This window comes from Devosia sp. MC521 (genome assembly GCF_014127105.1).
Taxonomy (GTDB): domain Bacteria; phylum Pseudomonadota; class Alphaproteobacteria; order Rhizobiales; family Devosiaceae; genus Devosia.
The window spans coordinates 2,953,489-2,978,325 of record NZ_CP059902.1; the positions used below are offsets into that span (position 1 = coordinate 2,953,489).

Here is a 24,837-nt window from a genome sequence, read left to right on the forward strand (position 1 = left end):
GTTATTAAATGAGCCTTTCAGCAGCACTGGGCGCAGCCGTCACCGCCTTGAACTCGCAGAGCTCCGCCCTGTCGATCATCTCGACCAACTTGGCCAACAGCTCGACCAACGGTTACAAGTCCATCGACGCGAGCTTCGCCAGCCTCTTGTCCGGCGGCACGTCGAAGGCCAGCAATGGCACTGGTGGCGTATCGGTCGCTAGCCGTCAGAACGTCCTATCGCAGGGCCTGCTCAGCCACTCGTCCAGCTCCACCAACATGGCGATCACCGGCAACGGTTTCTTCATCGTCTCGGGCGGGCAGGAATCGAAGGAACTTGGCTACACCCGTAACGGCGAATTCGGCGTCGACGAAGAAGGTTTCCTCGTCAACAATGGCCAGTATCTGATGGGCTGGGCAACCGACGCTTCTGGCGTCGTCACCGGCAGCGAAAGCGCTGACGCCCTCAGCTCGATCGACACCGACGCCATTGCAACCATTGCTTTGCCAACGTCGAACATGACGCTGATGGCCAACCTCCCAGCTGAAGCAGCTGACGGTTCGACCTTCACCTCCGCGCTCGAAATCTACGACAGCTTGGGCACTGCCGGCTCGATCGACGTCACCTGGACCAAGGTTGGCCCACGTGAATGGACGGCACAGTTTGCTGACCCAACCATGGCAGGCGGCGGCGCCGCAACAGGTACCGTAGCCAGCCCGGCTATTACCATCAACTTCAACGCTGACGGCACACTGGCCAGCACCAACCCGAACCCACCAGAACTGCTCGTCACTGGTTGGGCCACTGGCGCTGCGGACTCGACCATTTCGCTGAACCTCGGCTCGCCGGGCACGTCGTCTGGCCTGAGCCAGTATTCGAGCGGCGCGACAACCCCAGCGGTTGAAGTGAAAAGCTCGCACGATGGTGTAGGCCTGGGCGCTCTGAGCGGCATCGAAGTAACCGACGCTGGTATCGTAAAGGCGCTTTACGATAACGGTCTGTCCCGCGCGATTTACAAGGTTCCACTGGCAACCTTCTCGAACGCAAACGGCCTGACCGTTTCCGACGGTGGCGTTTATTACGCAACAACAACCTCGGGCAATGCAGCTCTGCGCACCGCAGGTGAAGGCGGCGCCGGGACCATCTCTGGCAGCCGTCTCGAAGTATCGACAACCGATACCAACTCTGAGTTCTCCAAGATGATGGCTGCGCAGCAAGCCTACTCGGGAGCCGCCCAGGTGATGTCGGCGGCGAACTCGATGTTCGACACGCTCATCTCCGCCGTTAGATGAGTTCTTCAGAACAAAAGGAAGACGCGCATTTTGCGCGTCTTGCCGTTCTGAAAGCCCAAATCGAACAAGAGTTCGGCGCGGGTAAGGAACCGCCCCCTGCCGAACGCGAAGCGCGCCTAATCGCGCTTCTCGCCTCAGTACAGACCCTCATCGAAGACCTCTCGCACATGCGCGATGAAATCGGTGAGCAACTCCAGGGCTCCGCCAGTGGCCTTCTAGCCAATGCGGCGTACCGCTCTTCAGCCGGACTTGGAACGAACCGAAATGACCAGTGAACAGACCGAACTCGACACTCAATTTGGCTTCCTGATCACTCTGATGACCGAACTGACGGCATTGCTGGACCGTGAAAACCGCGCCCTTGAGGCCGGACTGCGCACGTCTCTGGCTTTCGCTGCAGAGCGAACCCACGAGCGCAAGGCCGAACTCAGCGCCGAGTTGGAAACATGGGTTAGTCAGGTCCGCAGTGGTCAGATCAATCTCGGCTTGGCATCACCAGACGTCCGCGAGCAGGTCACCGCCAGCTCCGAAGCTCTTGACGCGGTCGTCAAAGAGAACATGGAGCGGCTGAAGGCGGGCATTGAAACCACCCGCACCCGCGTTGAGGCGATCATGAGCGCCATCCGCGAACAAGCAACTTCCGAAGGCGCCTATGATGCAACCGGCCGACGGGCCCGCATCTCCGACGCCCCATCAAGCCTATTGGTATAAGGTCTCGCGCAATGTCGTTTGCTGCAATCCGTAATACCGCAACCAGCGCACTCGCCTCGTCCCAGGTGAATATGCAGATTGCGGCGTCAAATATCGCCAACGCAGATACCGCTGGGTACACGCGAAAAACCGGCACCCAATTGATGACCGCCACAGGCGGTTTGGGAGCCGGTGTTGAAGTCGCCTCAGTCAGTGGCTCAGCCGATAAATATCTGCTCAAAAGCCTCAATGCAGCAACCAGCGAACTCGCTTCAGCATCCGCTCTGAAGCAGTTCGCCGATCGCGTTCAGGCCCTGTTTGGCACCATCTCTAGCGATGGCTCGAGCAACACGCTCGCTAACCACGTATCGGCTTTTGAAACCGCGCTGGCTCAGCTCTCTGGCACCCCGGAAAGCCAGACCTTGCAGGTTCAGCTTGTCGACACGCTCGACACTCTGGTCAGCAATCTGCGCGCCATCTCCACCGGCACCCAGAGCCTGCGCGCCAGCGCGGACGAAGGCATTGCCGACGGCGTTACCACGGTCAATCAGCGCCTCGAAGCCATCCACGCGCTGAACAAAGACATTAAGCAAGCTGCAGCCCGTGGCGACATGACGGCAGATCTCGAAGATCGCCGCGCCGTAGCGCTTCAAGACATTGCCGCTGAAATGAACGTTTCGGCCTATGTCGGCCCAGACAACACCATGAAGATTTACACCGCCTCTGGTGCAGCCCTTCTCGATGGCACGGTCCATAAGCTGAACTACACCGGCTCGGCTTTCGTCACGACCGAAACGGTCTTCAGCCCGATCATGTTGGACGGCAAGAACGTCACCAGCGCGATCACCTCTGGCAAGATTGGCGCGCAGCTCTATCAGCGCGACGTCAACCTGCCCGCGACCCAGGCCGAGATTGATACCTTCGCGCAGTCGCTGATCGAAAGCGTCAACGCGGCCTACAATCAGGGCACCAGCCTGCCTGCCCCGTCCAGCGTCACCAGCAACGCCCAAGTTGTTGGCACCGACGCGCTCAACGGTAACGGCACTTTCCGCGTCGCCGAGATCAATCCTGACGGCACGCTGGTCGCCTACAGCGACTTCGACCTTGCGAACTATGCAACGTTCGACGATTTCGCAGCAGCGATCGATGCCGTACCAGGACTTGATGCCAGCATTGACGCGAGCGGCAAATTCTCCATCAGCTCGACTGCTGGCAATGGCATCTCCTTCGCCGATATTTCGAGCGACATTGGTGGCAAGGGCGTTTCCGCCGCTTTCGGGTTTAACGATCTGATCGTTGGAACCGATGGCCGCAACGTCGCCGTTCGCGCTGACATCCGTGCTGCGCCGACCGGGCTGTCGACAGCCTCACTCAGCACGGACGATCCGCTCGTCGTCGGCGCCGGCGCCGCTGGCGTCTCGCCTGCCCTCGCTAAGACCCTCCAAAAGAGCGTCACCGATAAGCATGATTTCCCCGCCGCTGGTGGCCTCGCCGCAGCCTCGTCAAGCTTTGCCTCATACGCTGGCCTGATCGCCTCGCGCTCAGCCATCAGCGCGAGCACAGCTGGCAACACGCTCGACAGCAAGCAGAACACCTACGAGACCCTCACCACCGCCATTTCCGCACAAAGCGGCGTAAACGTTGATGAAGAAATCGCCCGCGTTTCTGAGCTTGAGCAGCAATACACCACTGCAGCCCAACTGCTGCAGGTCCTCAATGACATGTTCGATGCCCTTCTGGGCGTTGTGAAGTAAGGGAGGCACTTCGCATGGCAATGCGCGTAGCGACGTTCGCTCTAAATGACCGGATGCTCTCAGCATCCCTACAAACCCAGTCCCGCATGGCGGAAATGCAGATGCAGCAAGCGAGTGGCATTAAGTCCAACGCGCTTGGTGAATATGGCGCCAGCGGCAAGGTCCTGATTGATCTCGAAATCTCTCTGGCCCGCTCGCAGACCTACACAGCATCAGCCCAGGAAGCGTCGAGCCGTGTTGCCGTCATGTACGGCATCATGGACACCGTCAACGAACTGCTGAGCAATTTCCGTGTGGCGTTGGCCGGCATCAAGAGCGTCAATTCCGATGCCGAGACGCGGGCATCTCTCGCCAACAATGCATCCTTCACGATGACCGAATTGGGTGCTCTGCTCAATTCCCAGTACGAGGGCCGCTATCTCTTCGGCGGTAGCGCAACGACCACTCTTCCGGTCGATTTGGCCAACTACACTCTTGCAGATCCTACCCAGCCCTATACCGACTACTACATGGGCAACGACGCCTTGGCGTCGGCTCAGGTCTCGGCAGAACAGTCGGTAAGTTATGGCGTTGCGGCGAGCGATCCAGCTTTTGAAAAGGCCTTCCGCGCGCTGTCCATTATCGCCGATACAAACGGCGTTTTTGGCGCGACCACCGTTGATGACTCGCTGAACCTGATCATGGGAGCGATCAACAACGCAGCGGGCGTGCAGGGCACTCTCTCGCTCAATGCTGCAGCACTCGAACGCTCAGTTCGCCGCGAAGAAGATTTCCAGGAAATGTTCAAAGCGGATCTGTCAGGTGTTCGCGACGTCGACGTCACCCAGGTGGCGGTACGCCTCACATCCTATGAAATGCAGTTGCAAGCGTCCTTCGCCACCATGGCAAAGGTCAGCAATCTGAGCCTGCTCGACTACCTGCGGTAAGAACCATGTCCCTCAAGCTCACCCTCAAGCCCGGCGAAAGCGTTCTCATCGGCGACACGCGTGTAGAGATTGTCTCACGCGGATCATCTACGCTGTTGATCAGTGGGAGCGTGCCCGTGCTACGGGGTGAGTTTGCTGTGGATGCTGATACCGCGCAGGATACGCCCTCTCAGTTGCGCCTTGTGCTGCAGAAAATGTATCTCGATGCCAATGTCGCCACCCATCACGATGCGTATTTCCAGGTGGTTGGCGACATGTTGGCCGAGTACCCGAACTCGGTCCCCTTTATCACCGAGATCAATCGCTGTCTGATGACGGGCGACGTCTATCGCGCCATCAAAATCGCCAAGGAATACCTTGCCGATATGAACGCGCCTGCCGACAAGTGGATGCTGAGCGGCCCCGAGCCGAAACTCGCTCCTCAGCGCACCAACGCCGCTTAATCAATCGAGCGCAAACGCAGCAGATGGACGCGCATTGCGTCCTCTGCCTTATCGGGCTCGCGCGCTTCGATATGGTCCAAAATTTCGGCATGATCACAATCAATATCATGCCAGAGGTGAGGTCGCCCCGGACTGCTCTTGGCGCAATGGGCAAAGATGCGCCACACTGGCGGCGCGATAACAGCCATCAAACGGTTACCCGCCGCCTCCATCACGGCCTGATGGAAATCCACACTGTGATCGGTGCGCTCACTCAGCACCTTACCGCGCTCAACGCTGCGCGCCGCAAGCCGAATGCGCTCAAGGTCTTGCTCTGTCCGACGCTCCGCCGCCCAACGCGCTGCAGGCAGTTCTAATGCCAGACGAGTCTCCAGAATCTCGGCTTCCGAAATCTGCTCCCCCGCGGTCATGAGACCGAGGCCGTTTTCAATATTGGCCTGCACAAAGCTCACATCGGGAATGACGACGAATGTGCCGCCGGTGATTCCCCGCGACGTCTGCACCAATCCCTGCGAGCTCAACACCCGAAGCGCCTCTCTAGTAGTGTTCCGACTGACGCCAAAATTGGCAGACAGCTGAGCCTCCGAAGGCAGTTGCTCTCCCGGTTGCAGCGCGCCTTGCAGGATTAAGTCCCGCAATTGCTCAGCAATCTGCAAATAAGCACTCTGCACCTTGCGCACGGCCAAAGCCTTACCCTTGGTTGGTTTTTCTATCAAAGAAGCCCCCAAAATCAGCATTCCGGCCCTGCACGGCACAGCGCGCGATTAAATTTTAATCACAACGATTTCATGCTCATCATTTAAACTTTTTTTCGCCTCCCGGACAGCTTTTTTGTTGCCGGGGTGCGAGATAGCCCCTTAGCCTCTAATTGTTGGACATTTAGAGGCGAGCGATGCCACGCTATATTCTCACCCGTATTGCATGGGGTCTGTTGACCCTGCTGGCAATCCTTACCTTCGTGTTTTTTCTGGCGCGAATGACCGGCGACCCGGTCCGTTTGCTGCTGCCAGACCAAGCCACACAGGCCGATGTCGATGCCATGCGCGAGACGCTCGGGCTTAATCGTCCTGTTGTAGAACAATACTTCGACTTCATGGCGAAGGCCGTCACCGGCGATCTGGGTGACTCTCTGCGTCAGCAGCGTCCCGCCCTCGAAATCGTGCTGGAGCGCCTCCCCGCGACCTTAGAACTCGCGATCACATCCTTTGTCATCGGCTTTGCCGTTGCGCTGCTTCTGGCGGTCTTAGGCGAAGTGACGGGCAATCGTCGCCTGCGCAACGGCCTCCTGTGGGTCGCAACATTCCGCCAGTCGGTGCCGCCCTATCTTTTCGGCATCCTGCTCATTCTCATCCTCTCGGTGAATATGGGCGTCTTGCCCGCCATCGGCCGCAATTCCACCGCCAGCTATGTCATCCCAGTTCTGACCATGGCGACATTTGAAATCGCGCTCTACCTGCGCCTCTTCAACACCTTCTTTGATGAGATGCGGCGTAACGATTGGGTCCGCACGGCCATTGCCAAGGGCATCAGCCGCAACCGCCTCGTTTTCCGCCACATGCTGCCAAATGCCATTCTGCCGGTCATCACGGTCGCAGGCATCAATCTGGGCATCCTCATCGGCGGCACTGTGGTGCTGGAGATGGTGTTCAATTGGCCGGGCATGGGACGTCTGATCGTCCAGGGCGTCACCCAGCGTGATTACCCCATCGTGCAGGCCGGCGTGGTCGTCACCGCTGCTGTGTTCATCCTCATCAACATCGTAGTCGACATTCTCTATGCGGTCCTCGATCCGCGCGTGAGGCTCTCATGACCCCAACATCTGTCACGCCCGAAAAGACCACCAAAACTATCCGCCTGCCCCGCCTGCCCTTTTCTCTTTGGATCGCAATCATCATGCTCGCCGGTGTTCTGGCGCTCATGGCCTTGGTGCCCCTGTGGTCCGGGTTTGATCCCAATAAGCAGAGCCTGTTCTTTGCGCTCGAACCCGCCTTCACCAATCCGGCGCACCCGCTGGGCACCGACGCTCTGGGCCGCGATATCCTGAGCCGCCTGTCGGTCGCGGCCAGTGTCTCTGTTCTGGTCGCTCTAGGTGCCGTGTGCATCTCGGCCGTCATCGGCATCGTCATTGGCCTCTTGGCCGGTTGGATGCGCGGCCCGGTCGACAGCCTCCTCATGGCGCTGGGCAATGTGCAATTGGCTATCCCAACTGTTCTTCTGCTCATCGTTCTGGTCGCCGCCCTCGGCTCAAGCCCGCTTTTGCTGGTGATCCTCCTCGGTTGCGTCAACTGGGTCGGTTATGGTCGCGTCGTCCGGGCTCAGGTCATCTCGCTGCGGGAGCGCGAATTCATCACCGCCGTCACTACGGCCGGTGGCTCCAGCTGGTGGATCATGCGCAAGCATCTCCTGCCCAATGTTCTGCCCGCTGTGCTCGTGCTCGCCGCTTTCGATGTCGGCGTCATCATCACCGTTGAATCCTCCCTCAGCTTCATTGGTCTGGGCATCCAGCCTCCGACCCCGAGCCTGGGTCTGATGATCAGCGAAGGTCAGCGTTATCTGCAGACCAATTTGCCGCTCACCCTCCTGCCGGCCTTGGTCATCTTCTTCCTCATCGGCGGCATTCAGTTCGCCTCCCAATCCCTCAATCGCGCCCCGTCTCGCGGTTGAGCTTCCGCCCTTCCGTTTCCTCCACCTACCCAACACTGGAGAACACTATGATCCTCTCACGTCGCACCCTGCTGGCAACGACCACTGCCCTTCTCGCCATGACTGCGCTGTCACCAGCCTTCGCTGCCGACAAGACCAGCGTCACCGCCGCACTGGTCGCCGAGCCTGTCAGCCTCAACCCGATCTACGACACCAGCCTGCCAGCTTTGAACGTTTTCTATAACGTCTTTGATCAGCTGACCGGCATTGACGCCTCGGGCGCTGTTGTTCCGCGCTTGGCTGACGCGTGGGCAGCTTCGGAAGACCTCAAGACTTGGACCTTCAACCTGCGTGAAGGCGCCACCTTCCACGACGGTTCGCCTGTCACCGCTGAAGACGTGCTCTTCACCTATGAAACAGCCATGACCGACAAGACCTCGCGTCTGGGTGGCTATGTCTCAACGGTCGAAAGCATCAGCGCGGAAGGCAACCGCATCATCTTCTCGCTGAAAATCCCATATGCACCGTTCGACCGTCAGACGACGCTGATCCCGATCATTTCCAAGGCCGCGTTTGAGACCATGGGCGCCGAAGCCTATGCCCGCAAGCCCATCGGCAGCGGCCCATACTCCGTCGAAAACTGGGCCAATAGCGACACCATCACTCTTCAGCGCTTCGACGCCTATTGGGGCAATAAGGGTACCTACGAAACCGTCATCTTCCAGCCGGTTCCCGATGAGACCACCCGCGCCAACTCGGTTCAGTCCGGCGATCTCGACATTGCCCTTCTTGGTCCATCCAGTGTTCCAGCCGTTGAAGGCTCGGGCAGCGCCAAGGTTGTACACCAGCAGTCCAACCGCGTTGTCTATCTGGGCTTTAACGCCACCACGGCTCAGCTGAGCAATGCCAAGCTGCGTAAGGCTGCCGATCTGGCGCTAGATCGTCAGCTGCTGTCCTCGCGTCTGCTCAATGGCGCTACCGAGCCAGCTTCCCAGCTCGTCGCCCCTGTGTCCTTCGGCTACAGCCCGGACATCGCCCCCACGACCTACAATCTCGATCAGGCCAAGGCTCTAGTTGCCGAAGCTGGCTATGACGGCACGGCCATCCCCCTGACCTACCCAAATACTGGTCTGCCGCAGATTGATCAGGTTGCACAGGCCATCGCCTTCTTCCTCGGCGAAGCGGGCATCACCGTGACCCTCGACCCGCAAGAAGCCAACACCTTCTCCAATTCGTGGTTCTCAGCCTCGCTCGGTGGCTTCTACCTCCACGCCTTTGCCCCATCGGTGATGGACGCGGACCTGCCCTTCAACATGCTGCTCCGCTCTGGCGGTCAGGGCTATGCCAACAATGCTGACATCGACGCTCTGCTCGACGTTCAGGTCGGCACTGCAGCCCAGAACGCACGCGCCGCAACACTGGCTCAGATCAGCACCATCGTTACCGAAAACACCTTCTACGCACCGCTGTTCGTGGACACCTATTCCTACGCTGTCACCCCAGACGTCGAATGGTCCCCGCGTCCCGATGGCATGATCGTTTTCAACTAATTCACTGATTTCAGAGGGATATTAAATGGCTGAACTCCACCCAATCCGCGAATACACCGGCGACGTTCCAAAGCACGAAACCGCCGTAATCGTTGTCGATATGCAGCGCGCCTTCTTCGACAATAACGATAGCCTGGGTCAGGCCGGTTTCGACGTCACCCCTTTGCGTGAAGCCATTCCGGGCACCATCGAGCTGGTCAACCTTGCCCGCGCCAATGGCGTGCCGGTGATCTTCACCCGCTACGTTTACTCCCCCGGCATGGTCGATTTCGGTCGCAAATACGGTGCGAACCCAGAAGCCCGTAAGTCCACCAATTCGCTTGGCTACGGAACTGCCGAAATCGAGATCATCCCAGAGCTGAACGTACAGCCCGATGAAGTTGTCATCGACAAGTCCCGTCCAAGCTCCTTCTACGGCACCCGCCTTGAGCCAGTGCTCACCGGCATGGGCGTCCGCAACGTCATCGTCTGCGGCGTCACCGCCAATATCTGCGTGGAAACCACCGTCCGCGACGCAGGCCAGCGCGACTATGGCACCTTCGTTGTTGCCGATGCTGTCGCCGAGTTCCTCCCAGAGCGTAAGCACTATGCCCTTTTCGGCATGGCTTGGTCCTTCGCCAACGTCGTCAACGTCGCCGACATCGCCCGCTCTTGGGCAGCGACTTCTGCAAGCGACGCTGCTTAGGAACACTTGTGTCTTCACTTTCACGCTCAGCAGGGTCGGGCCAATCTTTGGCCCGGCCGGCAATCTTGGTGGCGCTTGGGTTTGCCGGGGTCATCGGTGCCCTGATGCAGACCCTTGTGCTGCCCCTGCTTCCGCTCTTTCCCTCGATGTTCAACGTCTCCATCGCCGCCGCTTCTTGGGTGGCGACATCGACCATGCTGGTCGGGGCCATCGGCGCCCCCTTGGTTGGCTGGCTGGGTGACCGTTTTGGCCTCAAGTCGATGATCATGCTCTCGCTGATCGCCTTGGCCATTGGCTCTTTCATCTCCGCCCTCGCCACCGATTTCACTACCATGATCATCGGGCGCGTCCTGCAGGGCTTTTCTGTCGGCATCGTCGGCCTCTCAATGGCCATGTTGCGTCGCCTCTGGCATGTCGAAGGCCTGCCCATGGCCGTCGGCATCATCGGCGGCACCATCGGCATTGGCACGAGCTTGGGCGTGCCTTTAGCGGGCTTCATCGTCTCCTTCGGCACCTGGCAAACCCTATTCTGGATCATGGGCGGCTCCGCCGTCCTCGCAACCCTTCTCCTCTGGGTCGTCGTCCCCTCCGTCGCCCCCATCTCAAAGCAGCGCTTTGATCTCACCGGCGCGCTGGGCCTTGGCCTGATCCTTACCCTCATTCTTTTGCCGTTGAGCCTGGCTGCCGATGGCGAAATGTCCATTCCCATGAGCGCCACCCTGCTCATCATCGCCGCTGCGCTTCTCTGTGCTTGGGTCTGGCACCAGAACCGCACGCCACAACCTTTTGTGGATCTAAGCCTCCTGCGGGTTCCGGCCGTCTCGACCAGCCACCTCATCGCACTCTTCCTCGGTTTCGGCTTCTTCCTCAGCTTCACCGGCACCATCACCATCAGCCAAATGCCCATGCACAATGGCGTTGGCCTTGGCGGCACCGTCCTCACCACCGGCTTTGTGCAATTGCCCGCCAGCCTCATCGCCATTGTCGCGCCGCCCTTGGCCGGGCTCATGGTCGTCCGTTCAGGTGTCCGCGCCGCAATCGCCACCGGCATAGCCGTCTCCATCGCAGCCTTTCTGGCGCGCTGTTTTTATCTCGATAACTCCATCTACGTGGCGCTCTCGACCATGTTCCTCTCCGGCGGCATTTCCTTTGCCTTCGCAGCCCTGCCCGTGGCCCTGATGAGCGCGACCCCCACCGACAAGCTCGGCGCCAGCAATGGCTTCAATATGCTCAGCCGCCAGATGGGGGCGGCCGCTGCTAGCGTCGCCGGAGCCGTTATCGTTGCGCTCCACCTTGATTACGTCACCCCCTCTGGCCCCGAAGGCTTTTACTGGCTCTTCGGCCTTGGCGGCGTGTCCACGCTGATCGCGCTCATCCTCGCTCTCAGCACCAAAACCCTCAATTCCGCACCCCTTTCGCAGGAGACATTGTCATGACTGAAAGCTCGAACCCACTGCTCGTTCTTCGCGATGTGTCCATCGAATTTGAGACCTCGCGCGGCCCCGTTACTGCCGTCCGCAATTTCAATCTCACCCTGCCCGCAGGCCGAAAACTGGCCATCGTTGGCGAGTCCGGGTCCGGCAAATCCACCATTGCTGCCGCCATCAATGGCCTTCTGGCCGATAATGGCCGCGTCTCCACTGGCGAGATTTTCTTTGATGGTCAGGACGTCACCAAGCTTGACCAAAAGGGTCTGCGCGCCCTGCGCGGCAAGAGCATCGGTCTCGTCCCGCAGGACCCGATGACCAATCTCAACCCTCTTCAGCGCGTCGGCACCCAGATCGCCGAAGCGCTCGAAGTCCATGGTCAGGCCAATAGCACCCAAGCGTTCAACCGTGCCGTCGAACTGCTCGACATGGTTGGCATCAATGAGCCCGCCCGCCGCGCCCGCCAATATCCGCATGAGCTTTCCGGCGGCATGCGCCAGCGCGTCCTCATCGCCATGGGCCTTGCCTGCCGCCCGCGCCTCTTGATCGCCGACGAACCCACCAGCGCGCTCGACGTCACGGTGCAAAAGGTCATTCTCGAAGAGCTCGAGAGCCTCACCCAGCAGTTGGGGACCGCCCTCATCCTCATCACCCACGATCTCGCCCTCGCCGCAGAGCGCTGTGACGATGTGGTGGTGATGTATCGTGGTGATGTCGTTGAAACCGGCACGGCCGCCGAGGTTATGGCCAATCCGCAACACGAATATACCCGCCGCTTGATCGCCGCCGTGCCAACCATGGTCACGCCACCGCTGGTCAAGCCTTTCCCCACGACCCAAGACACAAGCCGTCGACCCCTCGTAGAGCTTGTCGCCGTCCAAAAAATCTATCCCGGCCGTCAGGGCATGTTCTCCAAGGGCGCCGATTTCACCGCCGTCCAAAACTCCTCCTTCACCATCCAGCGCGGACAGACCGTCGCTGTGGTCGGGGAGTCCGGCTCAGGCAAATCCACCACCGCCAAGATGCTGCTCAAAATCGAAGAGCCCACCTCGGGCGACATCGTCTTTGACAGCGGCACCATCACCCATTTGCGCGGCAAAGACCTGTTCGACTTCCGCCGCCGCGTGCAGCCCGTCTTCCAAAACCCCTTCGGCTCGCTCGACGCGCGTTACACCGTCCGCCAATCCGTCGAAGAACCGATGATCCTGCACGGCATCGGCACCGCCGCCGAACGCCGCGATCGCGTGGATGAGCTTTTGCAGCAAGTTGCCCTGCCCGCAGCCCTTGCCGATCGTCGCCCTGCTGAAATTTCGGGCGGCCAGAGCCAGCGCGTCGGCATTGCCCGCGCCCTCGCCCTAAAGCCCGAACTCGTCGTCCTCGACGAAGCGGTATCCGCCCTCGATGTGCTGGTGCAGGAACAAATCCTCATTCTGCTGGCCAAGCTGCAAGAAGAGCTGGGCCTCTCCTATCTCTTCATCAGCCACAACCTCGCCGTCGTCCGCATGATCGCCCATCAGGTGCATGTGATGAAAGCGGGCGCTATCGTCGAGTCTGGCACACCCGACGACATTTTCCTCAATCCGCAGCACGCCTATACCCGCGAGCTGATCGCCTCCATTCCCGGTGCAGCGCCGCCAAGCCACGCGCTCAAAGCGGCAAGCTGATCACCCTCCACCACGGCTGCGCCCCGGCGCAGCCGTCAGGCGCGGTGACGAGATTTTCGCCAAAAAATATTCGCTCTACGACCGGCAAATATCTCTTTTTGCCATGCTGACTTAATCAGAGGATGCAATACGATACCGGCCATGCGGTCAGGGCAGTTTTTGTATTATGTCGTTCTACGCCTATTATTTTGCTCTCTATGCCCAAATCGCAATTGGGATAAGTTTCATGCCGCTGTGGCTGCAGTCTGAAGGCCTCAGCATCCAAGACATCGGAACCATCACTGCCGCCGGGGCCCTATTGGCAGTATTGATCAATCCCATCGTTGGCGGATTGGCTGACAAAACAGGGCAAGCCAAAGTCATCCTCCTTGGCCTCATCGCTCTTGCCCTGCTCGCCAATGCCGGGCTGCAGCTGGCCTCAACGCCGCTCGCTATAGCCGGTATCTTCCTCTGCTCGCGCTTCGTTAGCGCTCCGTTCATTCCCTTGAGCGAGTCCATTCTACTCGCCAACCTCGCCTCCACGCGGCTTGAGTTCGGCAAGGTGCGCGCTTGGGGCTCTGGCGCTGTTGTCGTCACCACGCTTCTGTGTGGCTATCTGATCGATTGGCAGGGCACAGCGGCCGTCATCGTCTTGGTCAGCGTTGTTCTGGTGTGCCAAGCCGTACTGGCCAGCGCCCTGCCGCGCAGAACCCGCACCCGCGATCAAGCGACCTCGCTTGCCACAATCAGCACCGCCATTCGCAACCGCAGTTTCTTGCTGCTCGTCGGCAGCGCCGCAATCGCGCAATCCTGCCATGGCGTCTTCTACGCCTACAGCACGTTCCGCTGGATCGAGGCTGGCCACTCAACACTCGCCATTGGCGCGTTTTGGGCGCTTGGCGTCGGCGCCGAAGTATTCGCCTTCGCGCTCTCAAGCCGCGTCTCCGCACGCCTCACTGCTGGCAAAATTATCGCCATTGGCACCATAGCAAGCGTTCTGCGCTGGGGCACCTTCGCCTATTCGGCAGATCTCTACCCCACGCTCTTCATGCAGCTCTTGCAAACTGGTTCGCTGGCCATGACCCAAATCGGCGTCGCCACCTATATGCGCCGCAACATCCCGGTCGAAGCACTCTCGAGTGCGACCGGCACCTATGCCGCTGGGACAGGGCTCATCTCGGCCCTCTTCATCCTCGTCGCCGGACAGCTTCACGCCCTCGACAGTGCTCTGGTATTCTTATGCACCAGCATAGCCTGCATCTTCGCGGCTTGCGTCGCTCTCATCCTCGTCCGTACAGAAAACAACAGCGCGACACCAACATCACCCTGATACGCCAAAGCGCCTTATCGCTGATGGCCTTTCTGCCAATACCAAGTCACTCAAAAAGTTAGAAGCTGGCCACAGTCCGTGGTCAGCTTCTCATTATGCGACAGATATTCAGGGTAAGTCGCCAGCGCCCACAGTGCGGCCGCTGGCAAAAAGCTTAAAAGCCCTGAGTGAACTTCTGATTGATCTGATCGACCGACAGCTCGTCGATACCCAGCGCCACGGCCATGGTGTTTTTGGTGCGATAGTCGCGATCGCGCATGATTTGATACATGTCGATGACACGTGTCACATTTGGCGTCTGAATGCCCGCAATGCGGCCAAAACGTTCAAGCGTTACAAGGTTGTACGGAATCTCTTCCTCAACATAGCGGTGCTCGATCTTGCGCGGACCATTGCGGAAGGTGCGTTCGTAGGTCAGTGGGAACAGCACTTCACGAACAGTCGCGTCAGGACGCTGACCCTGGGTGAAAAGCCCAGCAGCGCTTGGGCTATCGATGCCAAAGGCCTTGGCGACAGCGCGGCGGTCTTGGTCGAGCGCATTGATCAGGCGACTGATGGACTCGGTGACGTAGTAATAGCCGCACCATTCCTCACCCTCTTCCATGCGGGTGATATTGCCCATCACAAGGCCGGAGTGAACAATGCCGCCCATGGCCATCAGGCCAACTTCCAAGGCGCTGCCAAAGCCCTTGAAGCGGTCACCAAAGGCTTCCGAGACAACAGCGATAGCGCGGTCAGTCTGGTCAGCAGGGATGGCTGAAATGCGCGCCATCTTCTTTGGTGGCACTTGCACAGCGTCATTTGGCCCAAGCTTACGACCCATGGTCATTGGACCATTGAGCACAGCAATCAGGGTCTTCTTGCCCGCATCAGCCAAGAGCTTGGAGAGGTAGAGATCGCCCAGACCCATTTGACCACCGGTGATCAGCACGGTGTGCTCATCGGTCAAATAGGGCACCAGCTGATTGAAAATCGAGCGCTGACCATAGGCCGGAATAGCGATCAGGATCAGCTTGGCGGACTCGACCAGAAGCTTTGGGTCTTCGACGAAATTCACATCGAACGTGCCGTTCACGCTGCCCGTCGTGGTGATCTTATTGTTCTCGCGCAGACCCATGGTCCCACGACCCGACGGCGACCAGAGCGTAACGTCATTGCCGAGGAGGCGGAGCAAACAGGCGGACGTAAAACCAACGGCACCAGCGCCTGCGATAGCGACTTTCGTCATGACAAAGTGTTCCTAGATTTGAGTTTACGAGTTGAGGCGCTTCGCCTTGGAGAGATCGCCATAGACCTCGCCTGCTTGGATGGATTTGAGCGCCATACGCAGCCGTCGCGGGTCGTCAGCACTCATCGCAAACACGATCACCCCATCGTCATTGAGGTAAAGGGCCGAGAACTTCCCGTCCGCACGGTCGCCTTCTTCAACCACCTGCGTGGCCAGAGCGGCATTGCCAGCCATCTGGAAATTGCGGCCGAACTGATCGGTCCAAAACCGTGTTGTCGGCGCATAGACTGTCGGCGTGCCAGACAGCGTTTTCGCCATGGCCGCAGCGTGGTCCATGGCGTTGTACCAGGTCTCAAGCATTGCGTGCGTTTTGGAGCCGTCATGGAAGAACTCGGCAACATCGCCCAGCGCATAGATCGCCGGATCGGACGTCTGACCGTAAGTATCAACAATGATCCCGCGACCGACCGCGAGCCCCGCCGCAGTGGCCAGTTCGGTATTGGGCGACATGCCGATGCCCGCGACGATTAGACCAGCCTCAAGCGCCTGCCCATCAGCCAAGACCAGCTGATAGCCCGCCTCTTTCGCCTCAATCGAGGAAAGACCGGCGTTAAAGTGAAACGCGACGCCACGCTCGACATGGGCCGCTTGGAAAAAGTCACGCTCAGGCGCTGGCAGCAATCGCCCCATTACGCTCGAGGTGGCTTCAACGACATGCACGTGCACCCCGAGGTCTCGCGCCACGGAAGCCAGTTCAAGACTAATCACCCCGGCGCCAATGCAGACGAGCGAAGACCCCGCCGTCAGCTTTTGGCGGATTGCCAGAGCATCCTCAAAACTGCGCAGATAGGCCACATGCTCCGAGCCCGGAACAGCAAGCCGCCTTGGGCTTCCGCCCGTTGCGAGGATCAACTGATCATAGGCCAGCGTCTGCCCCGATTGCAGCACCACCACACGCTCTGCGCGATTGATCTCGGCAACCCGGCTATCGAGTAGAAGCGCAATATTGCGCTCCGCCCAAGCCTCCGGAGGGAGCAGATAGGGCGGCGCGGGTACATCCGCCAGCAGCACCGCCTTGCTCAGCGGCGGCCGATCGTAAGGCGCATACGCTTCCTCAGAAATCACCGTCAGAGCAGTATCAGCCGAGGCTTTGCGGAGAGCCGTGGCCAGCGCATAACCCGCCAAGCCACCACCAATGATTACGATCGATTGTGTCATGCCAAGAGGCCGCTCTTTGTCAGTTGCCAAAATGGTCGCGCAATTGGCCCAGAATGATCTCGGCGCGCAGCGGCAACACTTCGACGCTGGAGCTTCCCTGATGGGGGCTCAGCACCACACGGTCTAGCTGCATCAGCTCTGCCGGAACGCGCGGCTCATCGGCGAACACATCCAGGCCTGCCCGTTCGATCGTGCCGTTCTGCAACGCCGCAATTAGCGCCGCCTCGTCGACCACAGACCCACGCGCCACATTGACCAACCATCCGCCCGGCCCCAAAGCCGCCAAGACGTCCGCGTTGATAATGTTCTGCGTCTCCGGGCCACCCGGGCAGGACAGCATCAAAGTGTCAGACCACTTTGCAAGCTCAAGCAGATCCGCTTCATAGCGGTAGTCGACGTCCTTCGGACGCGGGCCGTAGTACGCGACCTCCATGCCAAACGCCGCGCAGCGATGCGCGATCTGCAGGCCAATGCCGCCGAGCCCAACAATACCCACCTTGCGCCCACGCAAGAGATTGCCCGGACGATAGCGGCGCTCCGGCCACAGATTGGCCCGCACATGCGCATCGGCCCCGGTGATATCGCGGGCGATACCCAGCAACAGCGCCAGCGCCAAATCCGCAACCGTGTCGTTCAGCGCCGCAGAGTTGTTGAACAACGCAATGCCACGACGCTTGACCGCTTCCACGTCGATAGGATCAACACCGGCCGTGTAGCAGGCGATAATGTCCAGCGCGGGCAGTTGCTCCAGCAGCTCTTCGCGCACATAGCCGCGCGAGCCGGTCACGATCCCGCGGATGCGCGGGCCCACTTCGGCCAACATAGCGCTGCGCGCCTCACCCTCTTCGGGCAGCTGGTGCACAGTAAAATGCTCAGCAATACGCTCAGCCGCAGGCGATGGAATTTTGATGAGCGCGAGAAGTTCGATCACTTAGCTTCTGCCGTGTTCATGAGAAGGGTATTTTGGGTGCTCCAGGCCATAACCACCTGATCACCAGCGGCAAAATTCTGCTCGGCTGACGCGGTGACAGCGAAGCGAACGCCGTTGACCTCAACGGTGTAATGGACAGAGCTGCCGCGGAAGACGCGGTCTTCGATACGGCCGGTAAGCATATTGTCCTGCCCCACGCCCTGCTGGTTGGCATGCAGCGTGATCTTGTCTGGACGCACGCCGATGAGGTTCGAGCCAATCTTCACGTCCGCCGAAACCGGCACAGCGCGCAAATCGAACTGCCCCCAGGCCACATTGGCCAAACCATCTGACAGCGTTTTGACTTGAACCGGCAGGAAGTTCATCTCGCCAATAAAGCGGGCCACGAACTCGGTCCGTGGGAAATTGTAGAGCTCCTCCGGCGAGCCCATCTGTTCGATGCGCCCCTCGTTCATCACCACAATCGTGTCGGACATCGTCAACGCTTCTTCCTGATCATGGGTGACCAAAACGAAGGTTTTGCCTGTAGCGCGCTGCAAGCGACGCAGTTCATCCTGCATTTCGCGGCGCAGCTTGGCGTCGAGCGCCCCCAGCGGTTCGTCGAGCAGCAGCAATGGCGGGTTCGGCGCAAGCGCACGCGCCAAAGCCACGCGCTGGCGCTGACCGCCAGACAATTCGCTGGGCATACGGCGATGCATGGTGTCGAGCTGAACCAGCTTGAGCAGTTCATCAACACGCGCCGTAACCTCGGCTTCCGGCAGGCCCTTGAGCTGCAAGCCGAAGGCAACGTTCTGCCGAACGGTCAGGTGTGGGAACAGAGCATAGTCCTGAAACACCATGTTCACATTGCGCTTATGCGGCGGGATATTCGTTGAATCCACGCCCTCAATGTAAATCTTGCCGCTGGTCGGTTCTTCAAACCCACCCACCATACGCAGCGTCGTCGACTTCCCGCAGCCCGATGGTCCAAGCAGGGTGACAAACTCGCCAGACTTCAATTCGAGCGACAGCGACTTAACGGCGACGAAATCAGAAAACTCTTTGGTGACGGCGTCAACCTTGAGAACGTTAGCCATTGTTCATCCTTCTGCGAACCATGCGCTCGGTGTAGAGGCCAATACAAATCGTCACGACGAGGATCATGGTGGACATAGCCGCCAGACTAGGCGTGAGACCGGAGAAAATGCGGCCGTAAATCAGGACAGGAAGTGTCGGGTTGTAGCCGCCCAAGAAGAACGAGCGGACGAAGTCGTCAAAGCTCGACAGCATTGAGAACACCGTCCCGCCGATCAGCGCTGGCATAAGATAGGGCAGTGTCACGCGCACGAAGGTGACGAAGCTATCCGCCCCCAAATCGCGCGCCGCTTCGGTAATGTTCTTCGGCATCCCATTGAGACGGGTCAGCGCCATCAAGGTCATGTAGGGCACGCTATGGATCGCATGCGCCATGATGATTGCTGTCGTGCCAGGCGGGATGCCCACCGACTGCGCAAAGATGCGCAGCGAAATGGCCGAAACGATTGACGGCACAACCAGCGGCATACAGGCCAGTGCGAAAATAATTGGGCGGCCCCAAAGCTTGGCGCGGGCCAACAGCACCGCCACCCAAACGCCGACGATCAGCGCAATCAGCGTCGAGATCACCGCGATGTAGAGCGACAGGCCCAGCGCGCTGTGAAACTCGCGATCTTGCGCAACTTCGAGGAACCAACGCGTGGTCCACTTCTCAATCGGGAAGCCGAGGAAAACGCCATCCTTAAAGCTCATCATCACGACGATCATGAGCGGGCTGAGGAGGTAGAAGGCAAAGGCCGCATAAGCGAAGCCGAGCCAGCTCCAGTTTTGCGTCAGTTTGGTGAAGAACTTCATCGATCAGTACTTCTTCTTGGCGCGCAGAAGCGAATGCAGAACGCCGCTGATGATCAAGGCACTGACAAACAGGATGATCGCGAGCGCTGCGCCGCGTGGCCAGGTCAGGCTGGATTCATGGAAGTAGGAGGCGATGACCTGCGCAAACAGATTGCTATCTGTGCCAGCAAGGATCATCGGCACGGTATAAACACCGGTCGTAATCAGGAAAACCAGCGTCACACCCGTCGCGATACCATCGCGCATAAGCGGCAGCGTCACCTTGAAAAAGCGGGTAATGCCATTGGCGCCGAGGTCTGAAGCGGCTTCAAGCACATTGCTTGGGATCTTCTCGATGGCAGCATAAAGCGGCACGAGCATGAACAGCGCCACGACATACAGCATCCCTGCCCCCAGCGAGAACCAAGTGTAGAGAAAGGGGATCGGGCGCTCGATGAAATTGGCCCACATCAACACGAGATTGATCGCGCCGTTCGAGGCAAAAATCAGCACATAGGAGAACACGCGGATAAGCTCGCCCACCCACGATGGGACCATGGCCAGAAGCAAGAGGCGCACCTGCCAGTTCTTCGGCACTTTCTTGGCAATGAAATAGGCCAGCGGCGTCATCAGCACGAGCGCGACGAACGACACCACAACGGCAAAGCCCATTGTCCTTAGGAACGGCAGATAGACCGTGTAGTCGGTAAACAAGAGCAGGTAATGCTCAAAAGTCCGGACTTCAGACTGTCCCGCGGGCACAGGATATTGCTGGAGCAGGCTGATATTGAGCATCTGTCCCAGCGGAAAAATGTTCCACAGAACGAGCCAAGCAACAGGAAGCACCACCATAAGGATGGAGGCCAGCTTCAGGTTACGATTGAGGAAACCGGAAAGCGCGCGGTAAGGCGTGTTGGACATGAGAAGGTACGACCAGTGGACCTTCCCTTCGCTGCGGCGCTTTGTGGCGACAACTGTTGAGCTCATAGTCTGCTCTATATCTTTCGCATATCAAAGACCGAGACATGCGTGGGGGCCGCAGGGACCTGCGCAGCTTTTCAGCTGCGCAGGTGTTTGCATCAAGCTTCGCGCAAGCCAGCGCCGTACTGATCGAGCAAGCCGTAACGGTTGTCGTCGGCGCCCTTCACGTCGAGCCAGGTAATGCGCTGGAGCTGTTCATCCGAGAATTGGATCGCCTGAGCTTCCGCTTCGGTCAGGCCCGATGTCGCATCAAGGAAGGTCGACAGGCTGCCAGACGAACGGGTCATCGACGAGCCAATGCTCTCCTGCTGCAGCAAGAAGTCGATGAACTTATAAGTGTTTTCCTGGTTCGCTGAATTCTTGAACAGCGAGTAGTTGTAGGTCCAGCCAGTCGTACCTTCGACCGGAATGCCCGGCTGAACGCTGCTGTCTGCACCGGCAAGAAGCATTGCCGTTTCGGTAAAGCCCATGCCCGCATCAATTTCATTGCCGAAATAGAGCTGCTGGAATTCAGCAGTGGTATCATACCACTTGCGCAGAACATGCTTACGGGAAATGGCATATTCGCGGCATTCCTTGAGCATGGCTTCGACGGCAGCAGAGTCACCGTTGTAACCGGTCCAGACATCCTGCAAACCAAGATGGAACATGGCTGCATAGAGCGCGCTGCCCGGACGCAGGGTGACGCGACCGGCATATTTGTCGCCGAAAATGGTTTCCCAGGTTTCGGTGTCTTCCGGCGCAACCACGCCCTTGCGGCTTGCCATCATGGCAAAACCAGTCAGGACAGGAATGCCGTAGCGCTTGCCCTGAATGAACTGAGCGTCCGCATCGCGGTAGACCGGGTTGATCTTGGACATGCCCGGAAGCTTGGACTCGTCGATTTCGGCCAGATAATCGGTGGCGATGTAAGCGAACATGCGGTGACCCGCGATGATCGACATATCGGTCTGGCGCTGATCACCTTCGGCAGCCAGCAGATTGAAAATCTGCGACTGATCGGTTGTCGAACGCAGATTGATGACGATGCCGGTTTCCTGCGTGAACTTCTCGCGCAGGTCCTTCGGCACGTAAGAGTCGTGACCAACAATGTTGACCACGCCTGCGGCGTGTGCGCGGCCGATCAGGGCGGGCATCGCCAAGCCGGCGGCGAGCGTCGCAGCACCAGCCTTCAAAAATCCACGGCGGTTCAGCTTGAAATTCATCTTATTATCCTCTCACCCTCTAATGCGTGTCGGAATTCCCCAATTCTGACACGCTAATACACGTCGGGTTATCGTACCAGTTGACGGACGACTAACCTTGGTGCGTTCCCTAGAATAGAAATCCAAGCCTTACCGCTGATTAGAAATTCTCTTTTCAATCAGCCAGTTCGACGTGAATCTCTTCTCCTTCAACCCGGACCTTGTAGGCCCGAATTGCCACCTCGCAGGGCGCCAAAGTGGGCTCCCCAGTCAGCGTATCGAAACACCCACCATGCAATGGGCATTCAACATGGCCTTCATCGGTCAGCCAGCCGTCAGACAAGAAGGCTTGGCCGTGTGAGCAGAGGTCGTCAGTGGCTCGGAATTCGCCGCCGGGCATATGGTACAGGGCGATCTGACGATCCCCAACAAACACCTTGAGAATTTCCCCCTCGGAGACATCGGCGACAGCAGCAACACGAACACTAGACGACATACGCAAACAGCTCTTTAGACAGACACAACGATATAGTTATCATCGACCGAAACCTCAAAAGTCTCAGCCTTATAGGGGCCTTTTACAACTTCATTGCCGGAGGCAACTTCGCTGAAATAGGTCTTCACCTTGGTGTTCGCCGGGTCGAACCATGATTGCCCCGTGCGGATGTCAAACTCCCAACCGTGGTTGGGGCACATGACAATCTCACCCTGACGTTTCATGCACGGACGGCCCGGACCATCATGGCCCGCCAGACCAGAGCGCACACCCGAACTCAGCGGCGCACCTTGGTGCGGGCACTTGTCCAGCAGGGCGAAATATTCGCCATCGAGATTATATACGACGATCGGACGACCACCCGCCTTGAATGCGAGCTGCGCGCCTGGAGCAATATCACCGACCTTGGCAACAACGTATTTCGCCATCAGAACCTCCTAGAGACGCAGGAACTTGCGGGCGTTATCGGAGAACACCTTACGGCGCTCCTCAGCCGAGAGTGGGAAGGTGAACACGTAACGCGGATCGTCAAAGTCCCAATGCGGGTAGTCCGATGCGAAGCACAGATTGTCCCAACCAACCCATTCCATGATTTGACGCAGGTCCGCCGGGTTCTTGTAAACGTCCATAGGCTGGGTCGAAACATAGACGTTCGAGGCGAAGTATTCCGAAGGCTTGCGCTTGAGGTTCGGCACTTCCGAACGCATGGTTTCCCAGAGCTTGTCCAAGCGCCACAGCGTCGACGGCACCCAGGTAAACGCCCCTTCCACCAGCAAAAGCTTGAGGTCAGGGAATTCCTCGAACACGCCTTCCATGATCATACTCATGGCAAAGGCGGTGAAACCACCATGCGTCAGCTGGTGCTGCTGCACGTGATAGGAGGCCCAGCCTGCATTGCCCATTGGCGGCGTGCCGCCATTGCCGCCCACATGCACACCAATCGGCAAGCCATGCTCAACAGCTGCCTTGTAAATCGGCCAATAGCGACGACGCCCAGCCGGTTCAGTATTGCGCTGCAACAGCCCAACCTGCGCCACCAGCGGGTTCTTGCCGAGGCGATTGATTTCCTCAACCGCTGCCTCTGTATGATCCTGCGTGACCGTGATCGAGGTGCGCAGGCGATTGTCTTCCTGCGACCAGCGTTCCAGCTGCCAATCGTTGACGGCCGAGGCCATGGCCACGCCCAGATCCAAATGGCGCTGCATGCCACCGGTCGGCGACAAAGGCTGCAAAAGGCCAATCTCGACATTATGCGGATTGAGATACTGCTCCTGCATAAACGCTAGATCAGTCCCCGGAATGCCACCACCCGGCGGATAAGCGTCGCGACGGGAAATGTTCGGCTCGATACCGGCATAGGGGTCGAGGCCAAAGAATGGTCCCTTCGACGCCCCGCGATAGAGGTCGTGCATTTCGTGCCACTTGGCGGGCAGGAAGGTCTTCAGCAACTCAGGCGGGCAGACAGGATGGATATCGCAGTCAACGATGCCGTTCTGAACAGGAGAGGTTGGAGAGCTCATCAGACCGCCTCAGACAAACGCGAATAAGTTGCGAGTGGATTTATGCTTTTGAGGCGAGCGATCCGCTCGTCACTCAGGCCAGTTGGCAAGGCGTTGTCGCCGTTGAACTGGAAGTGCGGATAGTCCGTGGAGAACAACAGCATGTCCTCAGAACCCAGCATGTCGATGACCCGATTGACGATCTCGCCATTGTTTGGCGCATCAAACGGCTGGGTGGTGAAACGGAAGTGTTTGCGCGCGTAATCCCATGGAGATTTATCAACCCACGGCACTTCACGGCGCAGCGCCATCCACTTGTTTTCCGCGTCGGTCAGATAGGACGGAACCCAGGTCACACCCGATTCCAGCATCACCACCTTGAGGTCCGGAAACTCCGAGAAAACGCCTTCGTAGATCAGGCTCAACATCTGGTGCGCCATGGTCGACGCCTGCAACGCATAGTCTTCCAGATAGAGAGAGTGATTGCCGATATAGCTCTGCTGGTAGCGACCACCGCCACCCGGATGGATCGCGATTGGCAGGCCATGCTTGGCCGCAGCCCGATAAATCGGCCAATAATAGCGGCGTCCAAAGGGCATATCGCCAGCCACAGGCATCACCACCTGCACAAAGCGACGATCGCCCGCTAGGCGCTCAATTTCTTCTGCGGCCAGATCTGGGTCTTGGATCGACACCATGATCGAGCCGCGCAGGCGCGCATCCTTGGCCAACCAATTCTCGATCAGCCAATCATTGCTGGCCTTACACGTCGCCGCTGCGAAATAGGGATTGAAGAATGACGACGCGCCATTGAGCACGGTGCAAATGGCGATATCGACCTTGAACGGGTCGAGCAGCTGCCCCTGAAGCACATCAAGGCTCGCCCCCGCGCGCGGTTCAGTCCCCAGCCAATCTGGGCGCGCACTCAAAGGCAAAGACGGGCGGTAAATGCCCAAATCCATGCCGTTCAGCTCACGCATCGAGACAAAGTCACGCCAATAGTCATCGTAATAGGGCAGCAGATCCTGCAACCCGCTAATGGCCGGATGAACATCACAGTCGATGGTGTTGTACGCCATTTTCATCTCCT

General features: G+C 58.8%; 25 protein-coding genes. 13 read left to right on the forward strand and 12 right to left on the reverse strand.

Annotated elements, in window-relative coordinates; genetic code table 11:
• The first annotated feature begins 8 nt into the window (after positions 1-8).
• Genes flgE through H4N61_RS14230 form a run of 6 tightly spaced genes read left to right on the forward strand, consistent with a single transcriptional unit; the run spans position 9 to position 5,084 of the window.
• Positions 9-1,271 carry a flagellar hook protein FlgE gene (gene flgE / locus H4N61_RS14205; RefSeq protein ID WP_169195427.1) on the forward strand — a complete coding sequence of 421 codons (1,263 nt, stop codon included), beginning with the start codon at positions 9-11 and terminating at the stop codon, positions 1,269-1,271.
• Positions 1,268-1,546 (forward strand): hypothetical protein, encoded by a 279-nt coding sequence (locus H4N61_RS14210; RefSeq protein ID WP_169195426.1) that lies wholly within the window; start codon positions 1,268-1,270, stop codon positions 1,544-1,546. Before flgE ends, H4N61_RS14210 begins: the two co-directional genes overlap by 4 nt.
• On the forward strand, positions 1,536-1,982 hold the full coding sequence (locus H4N61_RS14215; protein ID WP_182394322.1) for a hypothetical protein: 447 nt from the start codon (positions 1,536-1,538) through the stop codon (positions 1,980-1,982). The genes H4N61_RS14210 and H4N61_RS14215 overlap by 11 nt, the downstream gene beginning before the upstream one ends.
• An 11-nt stretch (positions 1,983-1,993) precedes the next feature.
• On the forward strand, positions 1,994-3,715 hold the full coding sequence (gene flgK / locus H4N61_RS14220) for a flagellar hook-associated protein FlgK (protein WP_182394323.1): 1,722 nt from the start codon (positions 1,994-1,996) through the stop codon (positions 3,713-3,715).
• Positions 3,716-3,729: 14 nt separating this feature from the next.
• On the forward strand, positions 3,730-4,641 hold the full coding sequence (locus tag H4N61_RS14225; protein ID WP_182394324.1) for a flagellin: 912 nt from the start codon (positions 3,730-3,732) through the stop codon (positions 4,639-4,641).
• A 5-nt stretch (positions 4,642-4,646) separates the two neighbouring features.
• A complete protein-coding gene (locus H4N61_RS14230; RefSeq protein ID WP_169195422.1) occupies positions 4,647-5,084 on the forward strand; it encodes a flagellar biosynthesis repressor FlbT in 438 nt (145 codons plus the stop codon).
• On the opposite strand, the gene H4N61_RS14235 is transcribed toward H4N61_RS14230, so the two are convergent.
• Positions 5,081-5,800: a FadR/GntR family transcriptional regulator gene (locus H4N61_RS14235; RefSeq protein ID WP_169195421.1), complete on the reverse strand. Its 720-nt coding sequence runs from the start codon at positions 5,798-5,800 to the stop codon at positions 5,081-5,083. The genes H4N61_RS14230 and H4N61_RS14235 overlap by 4 nt on opposite strands.
• A gap of 176 nt (positions 5,801-5,976) precedes the next feature.
• Between H4N61_RS14235 and H4N61_RS14240 the strand changes: the two genes are divergently transcribed.
• The 7 genes from H4N61_RS14240 to H4N61_RS14270 all read left to right on the forward strand — a co-directional run bounded on the left by H4N61_RS14240 (position 5,977) and on the right by H4N61_RS14270 (position 14,362).
• Entirely contained in the window at positions 5,977-6,894 is a 918-nt protein-coding gene (locus H4N61_RS14240; protein WP_169195420.1) for an ABC transporter permease, read from the forward strand.
• On the forward strand, positions 6,891-7,748 hold the full coding sequence (locus tag H4N61_RS14245) for an ABC transporter permease (protein ID WP_182394325.1): 858 nt from the start codon (positions 6,891-6,893) through the stop codon (positions 7,746-7,748). Before H4N61_RS14240 ends, H4N61_RS14245 begins: the two co-directional genes overlap by 4 nt.
• Positions 7,749-7,795: 47 nt before the next feature.
• Positions 7,796-9,277, forward strand: a complete 1,482-nt coding sequence (locus H4N61_RS14250; RefSeq protein WP_182394326.1) for an ABC transporter substrate-binding protein — start codon at positions 7,796-7,798, stop codon at positions 9,275-9,277.
• A 25-nt stretch (positions 9,278-9,302) separates the two neighbouring features.
• Positions 9,303-9,962, forward strand: coding sequence for an isochorismatase family cysteine hydrolase (locus tag H4N61_RS14255; RefSeq protein ID WP_169195417.1), 660 nt, complete (start codon positions 9,303-9,305; stop codon positions 9,960-9,962).
• Positions 9,963-9,970: 8 nt separating this feature from the next.
• Entirely contained in the window at positions 9,971-11,398 is a 1,428-nt protein-coding gene (locus H4N61_RS14260; protein WP_199368567.1) for an MFS transporter, read from the forward strand.
• Entirely contained in the window at positions 11,395-13,053 is a 1,659-nt protein-coding gene (locus H4N61_RS14265) for an ABC transporter ATP-binding protein (RefSeq protein WP_182394327.1), read from the forward strand. The genes H4N61_RS14260 and H4N61_RS14265 overlap by 4 nt, the downstream gene beginning before the upstream one ends.
• A 166-nt stretch (positions 13,054-13,219) precedes the next feature.
• Positions 13,220-14,362, forward strand: coding sequence for an MFS transporter (locus H4N61_RS14270; RefSeq protein WP_182394328.1), 1,143 nt, complete (start codon positions 13,220-13,222; stop codon positions 14,360-14,362).
• Between the two features lie 154 nt (positions 14,363-14,516).
• On the opposite strand, the gene H4N61_RS14275 is transcribed toward H4N61_RS14270, so the two are convergent.
• From H4N61_RS14275 to H4N61_RS14325, 11 genes are all read right to left on the reverse strand, one after another.
• Positions 14,517-15,590, reverse strand: coding sequence for an NAD/NADP-dependent octopine/nopaline dehydrogenase family protein (locus H4N61_RS14275; protein ID WP_182394329.1), 1,074 nt, complete (start codon positions 15,588-15,590; stop codon positions 14,517-14,519).
• Between the two features lie 24 nt (positions 15,591-15,614).
• Positions 15,615-16,808 (reverse strand): FAD-dependent oxidoreductase, encoded by a 1,194-nt coding sequence (locus H4N61_RS14280; protein WP_169195413.1) that lies wholly within the window; start codon positions 16,806-16,808, stop codon positions 15,615-15,617.
• 19 nt (positions 16,809-16,827) lie between these two features.
• Positions 16,828-17,739, reverse strand: coding sequence for a 2-hydroxyacid dehydrogenase (locus tag H4N61_RS14285; RefSeq protein WP_169195412.1), 912 nt, complete (start codon positions 17,737-17,739; stop codon positions 16,828-16,830).
• Positions 17,736-18,815, reverse strand: coding sequence for an ABC transporter ATP-binding protein (locus tag H4N61_RS14290; protein ID WP_169195411.1), 1,080 nt, complete (start codon positions 18,813-18,815; stop codon positions 17,736-17,738). Before H4N61_RS14290 ends, H4N61_RS14285 begins: the two co-directional genes overlap by 4 nt.
• A complete protein-coding gene (locus H4N61_RS14295; protein ID WP_169195410.1) occupies positions 18,808-19,608 on the reverse strand; it encodes an ABC transporter permease in 801 nt (266 codons plus the stop codon). Before H4N61_RS14295 ends, H4N61_RS14290 begins: the two co-directional genes overlap by 8 nt.
• Positions 19,609-19,611: 3 nt before the next feature.
• Positions 19,612-20,574 carry an ABC transporter permease gene (locus H4N61_RS14300; protein ID WP_169195409.1) on the reverse strand — a complete coding sequence of 321 codons (963 nt, stop codon included), beginning with the start codon at positions 20,572-20,574 and terminating at the stop codon, positions 19,612-19,614.
• A gap of 92 nt (positions 20,575-20,666) precedes the next feature.
• Positions 20,667-21,773, reverse strand: a complete 1,107-nt coding sequence (locus H4N61_RS14305; RefSeq protein WP_169195408.1) for an extracellular solute-binding protein — start codon at positions 21,771-21,773, stop codon at positions 20,667-20,669.
• A gap of 154 nt (positions 21,774-21,927) precedes the next feature.
• The gene (locus tag H4N61_RS14310) at positions 21,928-22,248 is read right to left on the reverse strand and encodes a non-heme iron oxygenase ferredoxin subunit (protein WP_169195407.1); all 321 of its coding nucleotides are present in this window, start codon (positions 22,246-22,248) and stop codon (positions 21,928-21,930) included.
• A 14-nt stretch (positions 22,249-22,262) separates the two neighbouring features.
• Entirely contained in the window at positions 22,263-22,676 is a 414-nt protein-coding gene (locus tag H4N61_RS14315) for a Rieske (2Fe-2S) protein (protein WP_169195406.1), read from the reverse strand.
• 9 nt (positions 22,677-22,685) lie between these two features.
• The gene (locus tag H4N61_RS14320) at positions 22,686-23,768 is read right to left on the reverse strand and encodes an amidohydrolase family protein (protein ID WP_169195405.1); all 1,083 of its coding nucleotides are present in this window, start codon (positions 23,766-23,768) and stop codon (positions 22,686-22,688) included.
• On the reverse strand, positions 23,768-24,826 hold the full coding sequence (locus H4N61_RS14325) for an amidohydrolase family protein (RefSeq protein ID WP_169195404.1): 1,059 nt from the start codon (positions 24,824-24,826) through the stop codon (positions 23,768-23,770). The genes H4N61_RS14320 and H4N61_RS14325 overlap by 1 nt, the downstream gene beginning before the upstream one ends.
• Between the last annotated feature and the right edge of the window lie 11 nt (positions 24,827-24,837).